This is a genomic window from Pseudalkalibacillus sp. Hm43, assembly GCF_054170705.1.
Genome location: NZ_CM135129.1, coordinates 1,831,398 through 1,847,105, shown reverse-complemented (window position 1 = coordinate 1,847,105; position 15,708 = coordinate 1,831,398). Strand labels below are relative to the sequence as shown.

Sequence of the window (15,708 nt, the reverse complement as noted above, 5' to 3'; positions counted from 1 at the left end):
TGAAAAACACAGATTTTTTATTTATCTAAGTTATCGGAAAATTCCGTTATATCAACGGTAGCGAAGGACAGGCAAAGACAAGTATGGGGAATGACGCTCGCACTTTTCGGCTTTCCACTCATGAAAAGGGATTCCCATCATACATTGATGTAATAAAGGGGTTTTGAAGATTGATTAAGGAGGGACCGGAATGAGCATCGATGAACACAAAGAGTTGATCAACGCCATTCATGAAATTACGGAAATTGCTGAGGGGTTCGGTCTTGACTTCTATGAGATGAGATATGAAATCTGTCCTGCTGATATCATTTATACATTCGGTGCGTATGGGATGCCGACTCGTTTTTCTCATTGGAGTTTCGGTAAGCAATTTCATAAGATGAAGCTTCAATATGATCTTGGGTTGAGCAAGATTTACGAGTTGGTCATCAATTCAGATCCTTGTTATGCCTTTTTGTTGGACAGCAATACGTTGATCCAGAACAAATTGATCATCGCGCACGTACTTGCGCATTGCGACTTTTTCAAAAACAATGTCCGGTTCTCGAACACGAGGCGGGATATGGTCGAAAGCATGACTTCGACTGCAGAACGGGTCGCTCAATATGAACAGTTATATGGGAAGAAAGAAGTTGAACACTTCCTCGATGCGATTCTTTCAATCCAAGAACATATCGATCCTTCCATCATGAGGCCAAAGCTGAACTATAAATGGGACGATGAAGAAGTGGAACTGGAGAGAAAAGCTACTCCGTATGATGATCTATGGCAGATCGACCAAACGGATGAGAAGCGGGAAAAGGCGAAACCGACGACAAGGCGTAAGATTCCTCCACAACCGGAAAAAGATATCCTTTTGTTCATTGAGGAGTACAGCCGTGAACTGGAAGATTGGCAGCGCGATATCCTATCAATGATGCGTGAAGAAATGCTGTACTTCTGGCCACAGCTCGAAACGAAAATCATGAATGAAGGCTGGGCGTCTTACTGGCATGCGCGCATTTTACGTGAAATGGATCTGACGAGTGACGAGGTCATTGAATTTGCGAAGTTGAACGCGGGTGTTGTGCAACCTTCCAGAACTTCAGTGAATCCTTATTACTTAGGATTGAAGATCTTCGAGGATATTGAAGAATGTTATGATAATCCATCCGAAGAATTGATAAGGCAAGGGGTCACGAAGGGAAGCGGAAGAGACAAGATTTTTGAAGTAAGGGAAATTGAATCGGATATTTCTTTCATCCGTAATTATTTGACGAAGGATCTTTGCGATAAAGAGGATCTGTACTTATTCCAAAAGCAAGGGAAGGATTATCGAATCACGACCAAGCAATGGGAGGAAGTGCGCGATCAGCTGGTGAGCAGCCGGGTGAACGGAGGCTTTCCTTATATAACTGTAAACGATGGGGATTACTTGAAAAATGGGGAACTTTATTTGCTGCACCATTTCGAAGACATCGAGCTGGATTTGAAATATCTTGAGAAAGTCCTTCCTTATATATACGACCTGTGGGGAAGAGCAGTCCACATGGAAACGATGGTAGAGAACAAACCAGTCGCCTTCACTTACGATGGGAAGGGTATGCATAAGAGGAACCTGTGAGTATTGGGGACGGTTCTTTTGTTTCATTGAAGAAGGAATAATAGATTGGGTAGAATAAATTGAGAATTGGGCAGATAAATGTGAAGATTGGGCAGAATTATTGCGGATTTGGATAGAATAAATCGACATTTGAACAGAATAATTGGAGAAGTGATCAGACTGAACCGGATAAATGTCAAAGGTTGACCGTTTTTTTACAAACGGTCAGCCTTTTTGTTTGTTCTTTTATAAACAAAACCAGAAAACGATTGTAAAAATGCAAACATTAGTGTAAAGTGTTTGTTAGAGAGCAAACGGAATAATGGAGGGTTTACGATTGGAACACCAAGACCGATTTTGGGACGCGAATACGGAAGAATTGAAAAAAGGCTACACATTTAATGGAGAGCAGTACTCATGCCTGGTTTGCGGCAAAAGCTTTCAGAAAGGCTTCATCTATAAATGGACTGATGATCTATTGATGGAAGCGGAAAGGGCGATCGAACAACACATCACGGATGAACATGGTACGATGCTCGACTACCTATTAAGCATGAACAAGAAATACACGGGGCTGACGGATGTCCAACGTACAATCCTGTCCTGCTTCAAAGACGGGCAGTCCGATAAGGAAATTGCTCAGCACCTTGATTTAGGTAGTACTTCTACGATCCGGACCCACCGATTTAAGTTGAAGGAAAAAGAAAAGCAAGCCAAGGTGTTCCTGGCCATCATGGAGTTATTGAAGCAGACAAATACCGATCAAAAGGATGATCTCGTACAAATTCATAAGGGGGCAACTCAAGTGGATGAACGATATGCAATAACGACCAAAGAACGGGAAAAAGTTTTGAATACGTATTTTAACAAGGGCGTAGATGGACCACTGACCCAGTTTCCGAGTAAAGAGAAACGGAAAATCATCGTTCTTCAACAAATTATTCGTCGTTTTGAGCCAGAACGGAAATATAATGAAATGGAAGTCAATGAAGTGCTCAAACCGATCATCGATGATTTTGTTACAGTTAGAAGATACCTCATTGAATATGGATTTCTTGACCGCAGCAAAGACTGTAGTGAATATTGGGTGAAAAAGTAAGGCGAATACCAACCTGAATGGAATTGTAAAAAAATTTTAAAAATAGACAAAAGTCTATTGCCATTTGGAAAGGGTTGGTATAAACTTTAATAGGAATTCATAAAAATAGGATGAAAAGGAGGTAGCGTCATGCAAAACTACATCGTACGTTCAGTGAAACAAGATTGCATTGTTTCAATTGCAAACAACTTCATAAAGCATGGCGTGGACCGATAAAGGCACCTCTATCTGCATTTTTAGATATTTGTACATTCAGCTCACGCCACCTATATGCGTGAGCTTTTTATATTTCTTTTAGAAATTTCAATCCAAGGAAGAAGTATGCCGCTTACGTGTGGCATGCTTTTTTTGTTTTTTATAATAAAGCTGTTTTCCTATGCATTGTTGCTCTTGTATGAATTGATTTCCGCTCCAGGTTGCTCGCTTTCCACGGGGCGGGCGGTGAGCCTCCTGACGCTTCGCGTCATTAGGAGTCTCCACCTGACCGCTCGTCCCGTAGGAGTCTCGCACCTTGCGCTTCAATCTACTTCCAAATGAAGAAAATAGTCAATAAATAAAACTAAAAGAAGTTGCTGAAAGTGAAACCTCAATGATTAAACTTCTATGGAAACAAAAAAGGGGAGCATGATGTGCCACTTGTATATAAGCATCCGAAACGAAACGGAATGCTTCATATAAATAAAACCCATGTAATTGAAAGGAGCCATTCTCATGAATGCAAAAATCCAAAGAAAAGCACGCCATATCGATCGGATCGAAGGCGGCTGACAAACCAAAACAAAAGCGAACAGCAGGAGAGGAGATCTAGCATGTTTTCAGTATTAGTCAAACTAGGTTGGTTTTTTAAAAAACATTGGAAAAGATACACAATCGCAATCATCTTATTACAGATCGTCAACGTCATGGAGGTCATTCCACCGAAACTGATCGGAATGGCAATCGACGAAATGACGATCGGCAGCCTTACTTTTGAAAGATTGATGCAATTCGTCGGGATATACGGAGCGCTACTCGTTTCGAATTACGGTATCAACTACATCTGGATGTATCAGCTCTTTGGGGGTGCATTCTTGGTTGAAAAGACGATGCGTTCAAAATTCATGGGACATCTGTTGAAAATGACCCCGACGTTTTATGAAAAGCATCGTACCGGTGACTTGATGGCAAGAGCGACGAATGATCTTAAGGCCATCTCGATGACCGCAGGCTTTGGAATTCTGACATTGATCGACTCGACTTTTTTCCTGATCACGATCCTGTTCGTCATGGGATTCATGATCAGTTGGAAGCTGACGTTAGCGGCATTGTTGCCATTGCCAATCATGGCGATCCTCATGAACCGCTACGGAAAGCTGATGCATAAACGTTTTACGACCGCCCAGGATTCGTTCGGTGATTTGAATGACCAGGTGTTGGAGTCGGTTTCCGGTGTCCGCGTCCTACGTGCTTACGTTCAGGAGAAAGCAGACCATAAACGTTTTGAAAACCTGGCAGATGATGTTTACCAGAAGAACATTTCTGTTGCACGGATTGATTCATTGTTCGAACCAACGATCAAAATACTCGTCGGAATCAGCTATATGATTGGATTAGGTTACGGAGCGTATCTCGTTTTCCATAAGACGATTACGCTCGGTGAGTTGATTTCCTTCAACGTTTATCTTGGGATGTTGATCTGGCCGATGTTCGCGATCGGAGAATTGATCAACATCATGCAACGTGGAAATGCGTCCCTCGACCGAGTGAACGATACGCTTGATTATGAAGCGGATGTGAAGGATAAAGAGAACGTTCAGCCGGTAGCGAAGGCAACTGAAGTCAAGTTCGACAACGTGACGTTCCGTTATCCAACGTCCCAAGTCGACAACTTGAAGAATGTTTCTTTTACGTTAAAACAGGGTCAAACCCTAGGAATCGTCGGAAAGACGGGAAGCGGGAAGACGACGCTCATCAAGCAGTTGCTGCGTGAATATCCACTCGGAAAAGGTGCGATCACCGTTTCTGGCACACCGATCGATGACATTCCATTGACGCAATTGCACGGATGGATGGGATATGTTCCTCAACAACAAATCCTGTTCTCACGTTCAGTGAAGGAAAACATCACGTTCGGCGTGAATGATACGTCACAAAAACGACTGAACGATGTGGTCGAACTGTCATCACTCACAAATGATATTGAAAACTTACCGCAAGGCATGAAGACGCTTGTCGGTGAGAAGGGTGTTGCGTTGTCAGGTGGTCAGAAGCAACGGATTTCGATTGCCCGCGCGCTACTCGTCAATCCAGAGATTTTACTATTGGATGATGCGATGTCAGCTGTCGATGGGAAAACGGAAGCGAAAATCATCGAAAGCATCCGGAATGAACGATCAGGTAAAACGACCTTCATCACGACGCACCGTCTTTCCGCGGTCCAGCATGCAGACTGGATCCTCGTCATGGATGAGGGCAAGGTGATTGAAGAAGGAACACATGAACAACTATTGGAAAACGGAGGCTGGTACAAGGAGCAATACGAAAGACAGCAGCTTGAAGACGGCCTCTCAGAAGGTGTGGTGTAATTATGAGCGTAGGTCAACGATTATACCGATACGCATTACGATATAAGAAGATGATCTTTTTCGCATTGGCGATGTTGACGATTGCGGTTTCAGCTGAGCTGACCGGTCCGTTCATCGCAAAGAAAATGATCGACAATCATATTCTAGGAATCGAAAAACCTTGGATTCAAGTAGACGGTCCAGGTGAAGAGACAGTCGAATACAAAGGGAACCATTACATCCGTACAGCTTATTTTGACGGAGATGCCTCTGAGTACCCGGAAGTCCGGATCCTACAAGTAAAAAGAGATTACTATTTCATTGACGAACCGATTGAGTTTGATGGGAACCGCTCGATTGAAGGCGACAGCATCGTCATTGAAAAAGGTGAAAACCAAGCGGAGTATGATGCGGTCGAACTGACGACCGATCAGTTACTCGCGTTCTATCAACCGGAAGTGAAGTGGCTCATCTATTTGAGTGCCTTTTACCTAGGGTTGCTCGTGATTTCTGCATTTTTCACCTACTGGCAAAAGTACTTGCTACAGAAGTCTGCCAATCGGATCATCCAAAATATGCGGACGGATGTATTCGGACAGATTCAACGATTGCCAGTGAATTATTTTGATAACTTGCCAGCCGGGAAAGTCGTTTCAAGAATCACGAACGATACTGAAGCGATCCGTGAACTGTACGTCACGGTGTTGGCGCAATTTTTCACAGGGATCATCTATATCCTCGGGATCCTGACGGCGCTCTTCTTCCTGGACGTCCGACTAGCGATGATCTGTTCTGTCATCATCCCGATCATGTTCGTCTGGATCATCATGTATCGAAAGTATGCGTCCAAGTACAACCACTTGATCCGTCAACGGCTGAGTGATTTGAATGCGATGATCAACGAATCGATCCAAGGGATGACGATCATCCAAGCATTCCGAAGAGAGAAGCAGACGACGAAAGAGTTCGAAACGATCAACGAGGAGTATTTCCAATATCGGAACAAATTGCTCAGTCTCGATGCCTTGATGTCACACAACCTAGTCGGGTTGCTGCGGAACATCGCATTCGTAACCTTGATTTGGTATTTCGGTGGGGCATCCCTCACGGCGACAACTGCTGTTTCCGTCGGTGTGCTGTATGCATTCGTCGATTACTTGAACCGTTTGTTCCAGCCAATCATGGGAATCGTGACGCAGCTCGCAAACTTAGAGCAAGCACTTGTTTCTGGTGAGCGAGTGTTCCGCTTGTTGGATCGTGAAGGGGAGGACGTGTCCAATACGACACTTCCTCGTTATGACGGAAATGTCGTCTTTGATGACGTGACGTTCGCCTATAAAGAGGACGATTACGTGTTGAAAAACATTTCCTTTGAAGCGAAACAAGGCGAGACTGTCGCGCTTGTCGGTCACACTGGTTCAGGTAAAAGTTCCATCATGAACCTGCTGTTCCGTTTCTATGACATTGAACACGGTAAAATCATGATTGACGGGCAGGACATCCAGAAGATGACGAGGCAGGACTTGCGTAAGCACATGGGAATCGTGCTGCAGGATCCGTTCCTTTTTACAGGGACGATTGCTTCGAACGTCAGCCTGGATGATCCGAACATCTCTCGTGAAACGGTTGAAAAAGCGTTGCGCGATGTCGGTGCAGAGCCGTTCATCCAGCATCTTCCGAACGGTTATGATGAGCCGGTCATTGAAAAAGGAAGTACGTTGTCAGCTGGACAGCGTCAGTTGATTTCATTCGCTCGTGCGTTGGCTTATAATCCTTCGATCTTGATTCTGGATGAAGCGACAGCGAACATCGACACTGAGACGGAAGCGATCATCCAAGAGGCACTGGATGTATTGAAGAAAGGACGAACGACGTTCATCATCGCGCATCGACTTTCTACAATTAAGAGCGCAGACCAGATTCTCGTGCTCGATCGCGGGCGAATCGTTGAGCGAGGCTCGCACGATGAGCTGATGGAAGTACAAGGCAAATACTATCAAATGTATCAAATGCAGCAAGGAACGAAACAATCCCAGGCTGTATGAAAGAGAGAGGAGGACTGATCCTAGTGGATCAGTCCTTTCTTTATGGGCTTCAAGTCCATCTTAACCGTTCCCAAGCTTTACAAAAATCAAAAAGGTGAACCTCCTAATGGAAGCGAATATAGAACTGTAAGGAAAATATCGGACATACAATGATATAAAGCGATAATCTGGTGCAGATAAGAGGGGGATCGATATGAAGAAGAAAGAAATCTATTCGTGGACGATGTACGACTGGGCGAATTCCGCCTTTGCCACGACCATCATGGCAGCTGTTTTACCTGTGTTCTATTACGATGTTGCAGCAAAGAACATCGATAAGACGACGGCAACAGCTTACTGGGGATATTCGCAATCCATCGCTGTTTTGATTGTCGCACTACTCGCCCCGATACTCGGAGCGATCGCGGATCATTCGAACTCTAAGAAAAAGTTTCTACGATTCTTCGCATACATGGGGATCCTTGCGAGTATCCTGCTCGCTTTTGTCGGGGAAGGGGACTACATCCTCGCTTCGATTCTCCTCATATTCGGTACGATCGGTTTTTCAGGGGGAAATGCCTTTTACGATGCATTCTTACCTGAAATTGCGCCAAAAGGGGAGATCGACCGGATTTCTGCGAGAGGATATGCGTTCGGATACATTGGCGGAGGTTTGCTCCTGCTCCTCAACTTGACGATGATCATGAAGCCGGCATGGTTCTTCCTACCGAACTCACTGATTGCAACACAACTCTCATTCGCCAGTGTCGGTGTCTGGTGGTTCGTCTTTTCACTGCCGCTGTTCCGCAACATCCAGGAACGCAAGCACGAGCAACCTGACCTGAAAGGATCATATGTCACGATCGGCTTCAAACGCTTGAAGACGACATTCAAGGAGATCAACCAGTTCAAGCAATTGCTGATCTTCTTAGTCGCGTTCTGGTTGTTCAACGACGGCATTTCGACCATCATCAAAATGGCGACCATTTACGGGAGAGATATCGGAATCGGTTCAACAGATCTGATTGCTGCACTCCTTATCACCCAGTTCGTCGGTATCCCGTTTGCCTTCCTATTCGGTTTTTTAGCGAAAAAGATCCAGGCGAAGCGTGCCTTGTACATCGCGCTATGGACATATGTCGTCATCGTCATGCTCGGATACTTCATGACATCGGCCGTACACTTTTACGCGCTCGCCATCATGGTCGGTTTCGTTCAAGGCGGGGCACAGGCGTTGAGCCGCTCGATATTCGGAAGCATGGTGCCCGAGAACAAGCACGCAGAGTTTTTCGGATTCTATGGGATATCAGCAAAGTTCTCAGCGATTTTTGGACCATTTGTGTTCGGGATCGTCGGTCAACTGACAGGATCTACGCGCATGGGAATCTTCTCGTTAATCATTTTCTTCCTGCTCGGAATCTTCCTACTTTCCCGCGTCGATATTGAAAAAGGTAAAAAAGAAGCGCAGCTGAACAATGAGGTGACAATGTAAAAAAACCTGAGTGGAGGAGTTGCTCCGCTCAGGCTTTCTTATAAAATCGGTTCAAAGTGTCTGTTTTCCAGTTGCAGTGAGAGATCTTTTCCTGTGTCATAGCAAATATTGCCGAGCTTTTGTTTCAGAGACTCATAAGCGTTCATGTCATCTTCAAACCAATAGGATTTCAGCTCTGTAAAAATATCGATCCCTTCACGCTCTGCTTGCTCCACCAATTCCAAGAACGTTTCTTCGTGTCTTTCATCGGGTTGAGCAGGGTGGAACCATGGCGTTCTTTCTTCATTCAAATAATCAGCCGGAGCAATGTTTTTCTGATAGGAAAAAGGATGAACACGCTCTTTCAACAGCTTGTTTTTCCAACCGAACGGATCGTATAGAACCCGAAGTGCCGTCTGCATATGTTGGTACGATTGCTGAACATAGCCATCAGGCATTTTGGCGTGAAGATCCGGGAAGGTGGCATCGACAGTTTCTCTAAGCATCCTTTCAACAGGCTCGTGCAATGATTTTCCGATGGACAACTCTTTGTATACAGGCGTTTTCCACGTTTCGATATTTTTGAACTTTTTCATAAGTAGTGTATCGATAATGATTTCAAGCTTTTGGTGTCGATTCCCTTCGGTTCCTGACCGGTAATTGATGTACGGATGTGCATTCCGGTCCAGGATGTGATGCGTGATGAAGCCGGTCGTAAAGGCGACGAGTTTCTCATCATCCAAACGGTCTTTCGTAAAGTCGATCAGTTTCAATAGGAAGTCCCCGCACATTTCATGGTGGATCCGGTCGCCGACTTCCGTAACAGCACTCGATTTCCACGGCCAGAAATTGTGATAGAAAAAGGGATCCGGACCTTGGGTACCAAAATTGAAATACGGTTTCGTGTCCGCATCCAGCTTTATGATGTTGGTTTTTTCTAATAATCGTTCCCCAAAAAACATATGTGTCCATACATTCGGCATTGCTTAGTCACCTCTCACGACTTGGTCTGTTAGTTCAAATTATATAGGATTTCCAGTTTAATGAAAACGATTGGAGTGAAGACGATGCGCAACACTTATTTGATGACAGGCTTCCCTGGTTTTCTGGCTACCAAGCTGGTTGAATTCATTTCAGAAAAAGAACCAGATGCGATGTTCAAGCTGTTGGTCCATCCAAGCCAAATAGAAAAGGCGGAATCAACCGTTCGGATGTTGGGGACACAGGAGCGCTACACTCTTTTACAAGGAGATATCACGCAAAAAGGACTTGGTTTGGAGGAGGAGCAGCAGCTGGATTCTGTATCGCATGTGTTCCACCTTGCTGCCATATACGATCTCGCAGTTCCGAAAACGCTCGCACAGAATGTGAATGTCACAGGCACTCGGATGGTGATCGATTGCGTAGAACAACTTCCTAATTTGAAGAGGTTCATTTACTTCAGCACCGCCTATGTATCTGGAGACAGGACTGGAATCGTTTATGAAGAGGAGCTAGTGAAGGGGCAACGCTTCAAAAATCATTATGAAGCGACAAAGTATCAAGCGGAGGTTCTCGTTCAGGAAAGAATGGACAAGGTCCCGACAACAATCATTCGTCCTGGCATCGTTGTCGGACATTCTCAGACAGGTGAAACCGTGAAATTTGACGGTCCTTATTTCATCATGCGATTCCTCGATAAGTTTGCACGTCTTCCGATTCCGTACATCGGACGAGGAGAGGTGCCGGTCTATTTGGTTCCCGTCGATTACATTTTGGAAGCCGTCTATTATTTTGCGCATTATGATAAGAGTGAAGGAAAGGTCTATCATCTCACCGATCCGCGCCCGAGTGACGCAAGAGATCTGTATGAACAGATTGTCGGCCATCTCCTTCATAAGAAACCTTCCTGGGTCCTTCCGACATCCGTTGTAAGCGGGATGCTGAGGATTCCTCAGTTCAGAAGATGGGTACAGGTAGAGAGGGAGACGCTTGATTATTTCCTTTGTGAAACGATTTATGATGCGACGAATACGATCGAAGATTTGGATGGCTCAGGAATACGTTGTCCTTCTTTTGAAGAATACGGGGAAGCGATCGTGAAATACTATAAAGCTTCAAGACATGATAAGGAGAAGGCTGTTCTTGTAAAATGAAAAAAGGGTGATCTCATCACCCTTTAATCGACTTTCCGTTCAAGCTTTTTCATTGTATAGCCGAGTGGTTCACCCATTTTGATGGATGAGCCCTCCGCGACACTCCCCGCCATTTCAATCTGATTTTCTTCAAATAATAGAATGACGGTGGAACCGAATTCGAAGTGCCCGATCTCATCCCCTTTGTGGACGGACTGGATCGTTTCAAGGACCGCGGAATACGGTTTTCCTTGATGAAGCCTTTCAACTTGCTCCTGGTAAGCGACCTGGACACTGCCTACAATCAATGCTCCAACTTTGACAATCGCCACTTTTCCAGTAGTAGTATCCATGTAGGTGGACAAGCGTTCATTTTTTGTGAAAAGTCCTTCGATCGAGGTGACACCGATTTTATTGACCGGGTAAAGCCGTCCAGGAATATAGCTGTAATCGGTTATCGTTCCTTCTACAGGTGCGTGGATACGGTGATAATCCTTCGGGCTCAAATAGATCGTCATGAAAGAACCGTTCTCGAACATCTCTGCCTTGGACGGATCAGCAAGCAGCTGCTCGACCGTATAAGAGACGCCTTTCGCCTGGATCAATTCACCGTCTTCAATTCGACCGACCTGGCTGATGACGCCATCGACCGGACTGACGAATACATCTTTATGTGAATGAATCGGACGTGCATCCGACTTCAATTTCCTTTTGAAAAAGTCATTCAAGCTATCGAATTCAGAAAGAGGCTTCTCAACTGTTGAAACATCGATCTGATATGAACGTATATAAAGAGGAATCGCAAATTTACTGAGACGGGATTTCATAAATGTCCCCACCAGATTCGTAATCGCGTGATGAGGCAGGGATTTCAACACATATTTCAAAACAACATTCATTTCCTTCATTCCAATCCATGCAGATATAAAGCGATGGTGATTATTATTTTTCAAAACAATACCAATATTATACTTTGATTTACATTGGGTGTTAATACTAAATAACAATAAAACGCATTTGTGTCGGGAAAAGATGGGAAAACTAATTCAAGAAAAGGGTTTTCAGTTTTATCTAAATTAGGTACGATAGATTCATTCGACATAGAAAATCGTAGAAGGTTGTATAATGATGAAAAAAATTCGACGTTATCGCAGAATACGTTTAACTTCCGTACAATTGATTGTGTTGTTTTACCTAGGGGCCGTCGTCATGTCGACCTCTTTATTAAGCATTCCATATGCGCATAGAGGCGGGATGGACTGGTCGTTCATCGACGCATTGTTTACGGCGGTCAGTGCGATCAGTGTAACAGGTCTGACAGTCGTGAATACGGCTGAGACGTTCAACGAGCTGGGTTATTTCTTGTTGGCGTTCGTTTTACAATTCGGTGGTATCGGAATCATGACACTCGGAACGTTCATCTGGCTCTTAGTCGGTAAGCGGATCGGGTTAAGGGAACGGCAGCTCATCATGACCGACCAGAACCTATCGACTCTCCAGGGGCTAGTCCGCCTGATGATCCAGATCCTTTATCTCATCTTGATCATTGAAGCAATCGGAACGATGATCCTTGGCGTGTATTTCCTGAATTACTTCGAAACGTGGCAAGAGGCGTTCATGCAAGGGTTCTTCGCATCCGTCAGTGCGACGACGAACGGAGGATTCGACATAACAGGGAAATCGCTGCAGCCATTTGCCGCCGATTATTTTGTCCAATTCATCAATATTTTGTTGATGATTCTTGGAGCAATCGGGTTCCCGGTCTTGTTGGAAGTAAAAGAATACATAACTTCTAAGAAAGGGAAGTACCAGTTCTCATTGTTTACGAAATTGACGACAGTGACCTTCTTTTTCCTAGTCGTTATAGGTACACTTCTCATTATTGTACTGGAGTTCAATTTATTTTATGAAGATAAAAAGTGGCATCAAATCTTGTTCTATTCCTTGTTCCAATCCGTAACGACACGGAGTGGGGGATTATCGACGATGGACATCAATGCGTTTTCGGAACCGACACAGCTGCTGATGTCCGGTCTCATGTTCATTGGTGCCTCACCAAGTTCCGTCGGTGGCGGAATCCGGACGACTACCTTCGCAATCGTCATCCTGGCGATTCTGTCCTTTGCGAAAGGAAAACCGACCATCAAGGTGTTCAAGCGTGAACTGCTTTCAGAGGATGTGCAAAAAGCATTCGTCGTCCTAAGTGTCGCTGTGCTCATGTTCGGGACCTCTGTACTTATTTTGATGTACACGGAATCAGCTCCTCTGATGGCGATCATTTTTGAAGTGGCATCAGCCTTCGGAACGTGTGGCTTATCAATGGGACTGACCCCAGTGTTGAGTACACCTGGAAAAGTGCTCGTCATTTTCCTGATGTTCATAGGACGTGTCGGCATCCTGTCGTTCCTGTTCATCATTCGAGGGAAAATCGTCAAAGAAACCTATCACTATCCAAAAGAACAAGTCATCATTGGCTAGAAATGTTACGACTGAGCGGAAAAGCTCAGTCGTTTTTTTGTGTAAAAGTGGGTTAATTCTGGGAGTGAACAGATTTTGGTTCGTATTTCGGGAGAAGTGGTTCGTAATTCGAGAGAAGTGGTTCGTAATTCGAGAGAAGTGGTTCGTAATTCGAGAGAAGCGGTTCGTATTTCGAGGGAAGTGGTTCGTAATTCGGGAGAAGTGGTTCGTAATTCGGGAGAAGTGGTTCGTATCTCGAAAGGAACGGTTCGTTTTTCGAGAAAAAGCAGTCATATTCATGTGCTATAAAATTCCATGCGATAAATATGAATAACGCATTCTCAATAACGCAAACTATGGTTACCAAGGAGGAGGTGAGATACATGGCTCAAAACAATTCTAATCAATTAGTAGTACCAGGTGCTCAAGCTGCTTTAGACCAAATGAAGACTGAAATCGCTTCTGAATTTGGAGTACAACTAGGACCAGACACAACTTCTCGTGCTAACGGATCTGTTGGAGGAGAAATCACTAAGCGTCTTGTTCAACAAGCTCAATCACAACTTGGTGGAAGATAACATTCATAAAGATGGCTTTGAGGGGGTGGACAAGTTCCACTCCTTCTTTCAACTTTATTGAAAAGGAGATCGACAACTATGTCCATTTGTCCAGTCTGTAATCAATTAAGTTCAACCCAATATCGTTGCCCCTCTTGTCTTGGAATGATGGAAGACAGCGGTCGAGTGATGGATTACTATGATGATTATAGCCCCTATGCGGAAATCGACTCATTGAAAATGGAAGACGGTATTCCGGATGATGAGAAGGACAACCAATGCCCTCATGTATTTTATTGTTCACAATGTGCGGCTGAAAATGTATTGCTGATCCACGAATGGCGATCTGAATCCAATTAAAAAGCAACAGCTCCATTCGAGCTATTGCTTAGGCTTGTAAACTGACATCCAGTTTTCGTTCCAGATACGTTTGAAGGAAGCTCAACAACGTCGTCAATCCCCAATACATAAAGAGGACTTCTACGTAGATCCAAAAGACATCCAGGTTCGAAGCCGCTATGATATCTGCTCTTGCAGTCAGTTCTTGGACAGCCAATACGGACGCAAGAGAGGATGCTTTTACAATATCAATTAAAGAGTTCCAGACAGGAGGAATCGATCTTCTCCACGCTTGAGGAAGAATGACCTCCTTAAACACTTGCGCTGTGTTCATACCGAGTGAATATCCTGCTTCCCATTGTCCTTTTGAAATGGAAAGGATCGATGCCCGGTACGATTCTGAAATATAAGCACTAAAATGGAGAATGAGTCCTAAAAGCGCAGCTTGAACGCCAGAGAATGCATATAACCAGGTCAACCCGAAATAGATGAGCAACAGCTGGGTCAACAAAGGTGTTCCTCTGAAAAAGGATACATAGAATCGAGCCAAGCCCGATAAGACCTTCACATTCGAGATCCGCATAACCGCAATGATCAGCCCAAGGAACAAAGCGCCGATAATGGAAACGACACTTAGGAAGACTGTAATTTGAACTCCCTCCAGTAAGAACGGGAGGGAGTTTGTCATGAGGTTGATGATGTCGTTATTCACTTACATCTTCTCCAAAATACTTTTGAGAAATTTCTTCAAGTGTTCCGTCTTCTTTCATTTCCTTCATCGCATTGTTCACTTTTTCAATAAGCTCATCTTGACCTTTACGGAAAGCGAATGCCATCTTCGTTTGGTTGAATGGATCTCCGACAGGTTTTACCTTGTAGCTGTCCTCTTTCAATTCTTGCTGGATGAAGAGACGGTCGTTCAAGGCTGCATCAATTCGTTTGACGTTCAGATCAGTAAGAACTTGAGCGATCCCTTTGTAATACTTCAAGTTTGCGCCCGCTTTTTCAGCAGCTTCCGCATAGTTACTTCCTTGGGTCGTACCGACGGTTTTACCTTTCAAGTCTTCAATGCTTTTGATGTCGTCGTTATCTTCATGAACGATGACTTGACCACCTGAAACCGTGTACGGCTCAGAGAAAGCGTATTTTTCCTTACGTTCATCTGTGATGGTCACCTGGTTCGCAACCATATCGATGCGTTCTGTATCAAGCGCTCCGAACATACCTTTCCATTCGGTCGGTACGAATTCTGCTTTCATACCGATGCGTTTTGCGACTTCACGAGCAATTTCCACGTCATAACCCGTAATTTCATTGGATTCAGAATCTCTGAAGCTGAATGGTGGATAGGTCGCTTCCGTTCCGATTTTCAGAACTTCACGCTCGTCTCCATCTCCTCCCGCTTCACCTTGTCCGTTTTCATTGTTGCCTCCGCAAGCTGCGAGGATTCCAATGAGAAGGACAGCAATAAAGGAATAAAGCCAAGTACGTTTCATGTATATACCCTCCTGATGGTTTATGT

At 44.5% G+C, this 15,708-nt stretch carries 14 protein-coding genes; 10 read left to right on the top strand and 4 right to left on the bottom strand.

All coding sequences use genetic code 11. The features are described from left to right. The first annotated feature begins 190 nt into the window (after positions 1–190). The 5 genes from ACXQIQ_RS09760 (at position 191) to ACXQIQ_RS09740 (ending at position 8,740) form a co-directional block, all read left to right on the top strand. Positions 191–1,603 (top strand): SpoVR family protein, encoded by a 1,413-nt coding sequence (locus tag ACXQIQ_RS09760; RefSeq protein WP_439298957.1) that lies wholly within the window; start codon positions 191–193, stop codon positions 1,601–1,603. 316 nt (positions 1,604–1,919) lie between these two features. Next, positions 1,920–2,681 (top strand): DUF2087 domain-containing protein, encoded by a 762-nt coding sequence (locus ACXQIQ_RS09755; protein WP_439298958.1) that lies wholly within the window; start codon positions 1,920–1,922, stop codon positions 2,679–2,681. A gap of 809 nt (positions 2,682–3,490) precedes the next feature. After that, positions 3,491–5,245 carry an ABC transporter ATP-binding protein gene (locus ACXQIQ_RS09750; RefSeq protein ID WP_439298959.1) on the top strand — a complete coding sequence of 585 codons (1,755 nt, stop codon included), beginning with the start codon at positions 3,491–3,493 and terminating at the stop codon, positions 5,243–5,245. Between the two features lie 2 nt (positions 5,246–5,247). Beyond that, a complete protein-coding gene (locus tag ACXQIQ_RS09745; RefSeq protein ID WP_439298960.1) occupies positions 5,248–7,269 on the top strand; it encodes an ABC transporter ATP-binding protein in 2,022 nt (673 codons plus the stop codon). A gap of 193 nt (positions 7,270–7,462) precedes the next feature. Next, positions 7,463–8,740: an MFS transporter gene (locus ACXQIQ_RS09740; protein ID WP_439298961.1), complete on the top strand. Its 1,278-nt coding sequence runs from the start codon at positions 7,463–7,465 to the stop codon at positions 8,738–8,740. Between the two features lie 38 nt (positions 8,741–8,778). Here ACXQIQ_RS09740 and ACXQIQ_RS09735 read toward each other — a convergent pair whose 3' ends face one another. Beyond that, positions 8,779–9,702 carry a zinc dependent phospholipase C family protein gene (locus ACXQIQ_RS09735; RefSeq protein ID WP_439298962.1) on the bottom strand — a complete coding sequence of 308 codons (924 nt, stop codon included), beginning with the start codon at positions 9,700–9,702 and terminating at the stop codon, positions 8,779–8,781. Positions 9,703–9,762: 60 nt separating this feature from the next. Here ACXQIQ_RS09735 and ACXQIQ_RS09730 point away from each other — a divergent pair, with 60 nt between their 5' ends. Next, positions 9,763–10,854, top strand: coding sequence for an SDR family oxidoreductase (locus ACXQIQ_RS09730; protein ID WP_439298963.1), 1,092 nt, complete (start codon positions 9,763–9,765; stop codon positions 10,852–10,854). Positions 10,855–10,877: 23 nt separating this feature from the next. On the opposite strand, the gene asd is transcribed toward ACXQIQ_RS09730, so the two are convergent. After that, a complete protein-coding gene (gene asd / locus ACXQIQ_RS09725; protein WP_439298964.1) occupies positions 10,878–11,732 on the bottom strand; it encodes an archaetidylserine decarboxylase in 855 nt (284 codons plus the stop codon). A gap of 226 nt (positions 11,733–11,958) precedes the next feature. On the opposite strand from asd, the gene ACXQIQ_RS09720 reads away from it, so the two are divergent. The 4 genes from ACXQIQ_RS09720 to ACXQIQ_RS09705 all read left to right on the top strand — a co-directional run bounded on the left by ACXQIQ_RS09720 (position 11,959) and on the right by ACXQIQ_RS09705 (position 14,207). Further along, entirely contained in the window at positions 11,959–13,311 is a 1,353-nt protein-coding gene (locus ACXQIQ_RS09720; protein ID WP_439298965.1) for a TrkH family potassium uptake protein, read from the top strand. 75 nt (positions 13,312–13,386) lie between these two features. Beyond that, on the top strand, positions 13,387–13,599 hold the full coding sequence (locus tag ACXQIQ_RS09715; protein WP_439298966.1) for a hypothetical protein: 213 nt from the start codon (positions 13,387–13,389) through the stop codon (positions 13,597–13,599). Between the two features lie 74 nt (positions 13,600–13,673). Next, a complete protein-coding gene (locus tag ACXQIQ_RS09710; RefSeq protein ID WP_349409562.1) occupies positions 13,674–13,868 on the top strand; it encodes an alpha/beta-type small acid-soluble spore protein in 195 nt (64 codons plus the stop codon). Between the two features lie 78 nt (positions 13,869–13,946). Continuing rightward, positions 13,947–14,207, top strand: a complete 261-nt coding sequence (locus tag ACXQIQ_RS09705) for a hypothetical protein (RefSeq protein ID WP_439298967.1) — start codon at positions 13,947–13,949, stop codon at positions 14,205–14,207. A 28-nt stretch (positions 14,208–14,235) separates the two neighbouring features. On the opposite strand, the gene ACXQIQ_RS09700 is transcribed toward ACXQIQ_RS09705, so the two are convergent. Both ACXQIQ_RS09700 and ACXQIQ_RS09695 read right to left on the bottom strand, forming a co-directional pair. Then, positions 14,236–14,898, bottom strand: a complete 663-nt coding sequence (locus ACXQIQ_RS09700) for an amino acid ABC transporter permease (RefSeq protein WP_439298968.1) — start codon at positions 14,896–14,898, stop codon at positions 14,236–14,238. Beyond that, a complete protein-coding gene (locus ACXQIQ_RS09695; RefSeq protein WP_439298969.1) occupies positions 14,891–15,682 on the bottom strand; it encodes a transporter substrate-binding domain-containing protein in 792 nt (263 codons plus the stop codon). Before ACXQIQ_RS09695 ends, ACXQIQ_RS09700 begins: the two co-directional genes overlap by 8 nt. Positions 15,683–15,708: the final 26 nt, after the last annotated feature.

Coding starts and splice junctions, on each gene's coding strand:
- ACXQIQ_RS09760 (WP_439298957.1), top strand. CDS start 191: ATGAGCATCGATGAACACAAAGAGTTGATCAACGCCATTCATGAAATT.
- ACXQIQ_RS09750 (WP_439298959.1), top strand. CDS start 3,491: ATGTTTTCAGTATTAGTCAAACTAGGTTGGTTTTTTAAAAAACATTGG.
- ACXQIQ_RS09745 (WP_439298960.1), top strand. CDS start 5,248: ATGAGCGTAGGTCAACGATTATACCGATACGCATTACGATATAAGAAG.
- ACXQIQ_RS09740 (WP_439298961.1), top strand. CDS start 7,463: ATGAAGAAGAAAGAAATCTATTCGTGGACGATGTACGACTGGGCGAAT.
- ACXQIQ_RS09735 (WP_439298962.1), bottom strand. CDS start 9,702: ATGCCGAATGTATGGACACATATGTTTTTTGGGGAACGATTATTAGAA.
- ACXQIQ_RS09730 (WP_439298963.1), top strand. CDS start 9,763: ATGAAAACGATTGGAGTGAAGACGATGCGCAACACTTATTTGATGACA.
- asd (WP_439298964.1), bottom strand. CDS start 11,732: ATGAATGTTGTTTTGAAATATGTGTTGAAATCCCTGCCTCATCACGCG.
- ACXQIQ_RS09720 (WP_439298965.1), top strand. CDS start 11,959: ATGATGAAAAAAATTCGACGTTATCGCAGAATACGTTTAACTTCCGTA.
- ACXQIQ_RS09710 (WP_349409562.1), top strand. CDS start 13,674: ATGGCTCAAAACAATTCTAATCAATTAGTAGTACCAGGTGCTCAAGCT.
- ACXQIQ_RS09705 (WP_439298967.1), top strand. CDS start 13,947: ATGTCCATTTGTCCAGTCTGTAATCAATTAAGTTCAACCCAATATCGT.
- ACXQIQ_RS09695 (WP_439298969.1), bottom strand. CDS start 15,682: ATGAAACGTACTTGGCTTTATTCCTTTATTGCTGTCCTTCTCATTGGA.